2 protein-coding genes are annotated in these 4,017 nt (G+C 69.2%); both read left to right on the top strand.

Annotation, left to right across the window (positions count from 1 at the left end; all coding sequences use genetic code 11):
* The first annotated feature begins 69 nt into the window (after positions 1 to 69).
* Positions 70 to 1,134: a tyrosine-type recombinase/integrase gene (locus ACGF0D_RS43995; protein ID WP_392926169.1), complete on the top strand. Its 1,065-nt coding sequence runs from the start codon at positions 70 to 72 to the stop codon at positions 1,132 to 1,134.
* Complete coding sequence (locus ACGF0D_RS43990; protein ID WP_392926167.1) at positions 1,131 to 3,476, top strand: tyrosine-type recombinase/integrase; 2,346 nt, start codon at positions 1,131 to 1,133, stop codon at positions 3,474 to 3,476. The genes ACGF0D_RS43995 and ACGF0D_RS43990 overlap by 4 nt, the downstream gene beginning before the upstream one ends.
* The last annotated feature ends 541 nt before the right edge of the window (positions 3,477 to 4,017 follow it).

Raw genomic sequence — 4,017 nt, 5'->3', positions numbered from 1 at the left:
TAGAAGTTACGTGGAATCTGTCCGGGGTGATCATGTCTCCCCGGTGCAACCACGGACTTGGGAGACGGCTTGAGCGGCGCGAAGTTGCTGACGGAGAAGTGGCCGGTACTGGGCCGGCACAAGCAGGCGGCGGTGTGGCTGCAGATCTGGGCCGACCTCGGACGGGCGCCGAGGACTATCGACGCCTACGCCCGCGGGCTGACCGAGTACCTGCAGCTGTGCGAGCGGGACGACATCGACCCGGTCACCGCGAACCGCGCTCACATCGCCATCTACGTCAGAGAGTTGACATCACGGCCGCACCGTCGGGGTGCGAACGTGGTGGCGATCGACTCGGGGTCGGGGCTGTCGAACGCCACGATCCAGCAGCGCCTGGTCCCGGTCCGCCTGTTCTACGACTTTCTCATCGAGGAGGGGCTGCGCGCGTCGAACCCCGTGGGCCGGGGCCGCTACACGCCTGGACGCCGGGCGGGCGTCCAGCAGCGAGGCTTGGTGCCGCGGCTGACCAAGCTGCCGTGGATCCCCAGCGAACAGCAATGGCTGCGGATCCTGGAGGTGGCCCGCAGCGAGCCGGTGCGCAACCGCGTGATGCTGGCCCTGGCCTACGACGCCGCCCTGCGCCGTGAGGAACTGTGCTCGCTGCGGACCGATGATGTCGATCCAGCCCACCGCACGCTGCGGATACGGGCGGAGACGACGAAGAACCGGCTGGAGCGGGTGGTGCCCTACTCGGCCTCGACCGGGGTGCTGCTGTCGCAGTACCTCACCCACCGGGCCCAGGTCAGCCGGGCCCGCGGGCCGCTGTTCCTGTCGGAGTCGCGGCGCAACCACGGCCAGCCGCTGAGCCTTTGGACGTGGTCGAAGGTGGTCCGCAGGATCGCGCTGGCCTCGGGGGTCGAGCGGCTCTCCACGCACACCACCCGGCATCTGTGTCTGACGGACCTGGCGAGAATTGGCTGGGAGGTGCACACGATCGCCGCCTTCGCCGGGCACCGGCACACCGACTCCACGCTGCAGTACATCCACCTGTCCGGCCGGGAACTTGCCGACAAGCTCGCCCGCGGGATGGAGCACATCCACGCCTGGCGCATCCAGGCCCTGACCAGCATCGACGGCACGGAGACGGACCGGTGACCGCCTCCACCGCAGCCGACCGTTCGCAGGAGGCCCGCCGTTGGCAGTGGCCAATCGACCCGGCCCGCTACGACACCACGCCCGTGCTCCGGACCGCCGAGAAGGACGCCATCGTCGAACTCGGCACCGACAACCTGCGCCGCCTGGCCCGCCACGACCCCGCCGCCCGAGGCTGGCGGCAGATCAGGCGCCTGCTTCGGCCGCTCGACGACGCCAACGCCGCACTGGAGGCACCGCCCACGCCGCACCGCCGCCGGGCGATGCTGGACGCGACCGCCGTGGTGCTGCTGCGATGCGCCGACACCGGCCGCTCCTACTGGTCATGGACCGAGGAGGAATGGGCCGACCTGCTCGGCCAGGACCAGCGCGGCTTCCGCAACGCGGCCCCCAGGTGGGCGGACGACGCCGTGCGACCGCACCTGGCCACGCACGCCTTCCTGCTCGGTGGCTTCACCGCCTTCTACCGGCTCGGCAGCTTCAGCCGCCTTACCCTGGCCTGGCGCGTCTTCGGCCGCGCCCGCGTGGACGGCGAGATCGCCCGGATCCGCGCGGTCCTGGCCGGCTGGGGCTACCGTCTGGGCCGCGACGACGACCAGCTGCTGCCCATGGTCGCCTGCCAGATGTTCCTGCTCAACCGCAGCCCCCACCTGGACGAGCTGAGCACCGATCTGTTCGAGCGGGTCCGCCGCGGGCAACTGCTGCCCGCCTCGCGCGGCAACACCCTCCATGCCATGCAGCGGGCCGTCGCCGAGCTGGGGTTCTGCGACCCGCCGCAGCGTCTGACCGGCCACCACTTCGCCCGCGCGAGCGGGGGCTCACCGGTCTGGGCGGCATGGGTCGAGCGCTGGCACAGCACCTCCACGCTCACGCCCCGAGTCCGCGGCGGTCTGCGCGCGACACTGTTGAAGACCGGCCGATGGCTTCAGGCCGAGCACCCCGAGACCGTAGACCCGACCTGCTGGACCCGGCAGACCTGCGCGACCTGGGTCGCCGCGGTCGACCGGATGCACGTGGGCGACTACCTCCAGCGCACCATCGGGCTGAAGGACCGCCTCGGCAAACCCCTGGAAGCGCCCACCAAAGCCGCTCACCTCACTGCGGTCCGCACCTTCTTCCGCGATCTCCAGGAGTGGGAGTGGATACCGCGGCGCTTCGATCCGCAGCGCACGCTGGGCACCCCGCGCAGCATCTCGGCTCTGCTTGGACCGGACCCGCGCGTGATCGCCGACGAGATCTGGGCGAAGCTGATGTGGGCCGGACTGAACCTGCAGGACAGCGACCTCCCGCAGACCCAGGCCGGGAACTTCTACCCGCTGGAGCTGGTCCGCGCAGTCACGCTGACCTGGCTGTTCTCCGGGCAGAGGAGCGATGAGATATCACGCCTGCGCGTGGGTTGCATCCGCTGGCAGCACGACGGCGGGACCATCCCGGGCGACTCGCAACAGGTCCTGGCCCGCGACGCGGTCTGTCTGCTGGACGTGCCGACCCACAAGACCGGCACCGCGTTCACCAAGCCCGTCGACCCGATCCTCGGCCAGGCCCTCGACGCCTGGCAGGCCCTCCGCCCCGGTCAGCCGAAGTTCACCGACCGCCGCACCGGCGAGACGGTGGACCTGTTGTTCGCTTTCCGGGCCCGCAAGGTCTCCTCCGCCTACATCAACAACACCGTCATCCCGATGCTCTGCCGCAAGGCCGGCGTCCCCGCCGCCGACGTCCGCGGGAACATCACCAGCCACCGGGCCCGCTCCACCATCGCCAGCCAGCTCTACAACGCCAAGGAGCCGATGACCCTGTTCGAGCTGCAGGCCTGGCTCGGCCACCGTTCACCGCAGTCCACGCAGTTCTACGCAAAGATCAGCCCGACCACCCTCACCCGGGCTTACGACGACGCCGGCTACTTCTCCCGCAACATGCGCACGATCGAGGTCCTCGTCGACCGCGACGCGGTCGCCTCCGGCGCCGCCGCGGCCGGCGAACCCTGGCAGCACTACGACCTGGGGCACGGCTACTGCACCTACACCTTCTTCGAGCAGTGTCCCCACCGCATGGCCTGCGCGCGCTGTGACTTTTACACCCCAAAAGACTCCACCAAGGCCCAACTCCTTGAAGCCAAAGGCAACTTGCAGAAGATGCATGCCGCAATCCCGCTGACCGAGGACGAGAAGGCCGCCGTCGAAGACGGTCAAGCCGCTCTCGATCGGCTCCTTCAACAGCTCGCCGACATCCCCACGCCGGCCGGGCCGACACCCCGACAGATCAACCTTCCAGCGAACGCGACACTCCTGCCCATCGTCGACCTCACTACCCGCCCGCGATCTTGCGGCTCCGATCAGTCATGCTGAAGCCCATGGATACCTGCCCGTCCTGCGGCGAGGGACTCACCGGCCGCACCTTGTCGCAGGCCCGCCTAATGAGCATGCGAGGCTCCGTCGCCCGCCGACGCGTGAGGTTCGACGTTGTGGATCCTGCGGGCGGCTCGCCTGGCGGACCCAAGGCTCTTCGCAGCCTTGGGACGACGGCGGGGCGGACCCCAGCTACGACTACCTGTTCGCGGAGCCGAAGCCGCTGCCCACGCCCTGGATACTCGTGCCCACCGCTCAGGTCAGGGCGACTCTGGAAGCAGAGCTCCGAGCAGAGGTAGTCGACGGACACCCTCTCTTCGGCAAGCCCGTCATTGCCGTCGCCCGATGCGGTCAGTGCGACGAAGTGCTCTTCAGCATCGAAGAAGACCCCGTCCGCTTCGTCCAGGTGCACCTGACCTGGCGACAAGGACCCGAAACGCCACCCTGGCCTTCAACGGAACACCTGTCACTCCCGCTATCCAGCAGCCTGACTGACCACACCCACTGACCAGGCGGACTTGACGGATCGGATTCCACATAA

This window comes from Kitasatospora sp. NPDC048298 (assembly GCF_043201465.1).
In the GTDB taxonomy this organism is placed as follows: domain Bacteria; phylum Actinomycetota; class Actinomycetes; order Streptomycetales; family Streptomycetaceae; genus Kitasatospora.
The sequence above is the reverse complement of the archived record's forward strand: the minus strand, read 5'-3'. Positions and strand labels throughout refer to the sequence as shown.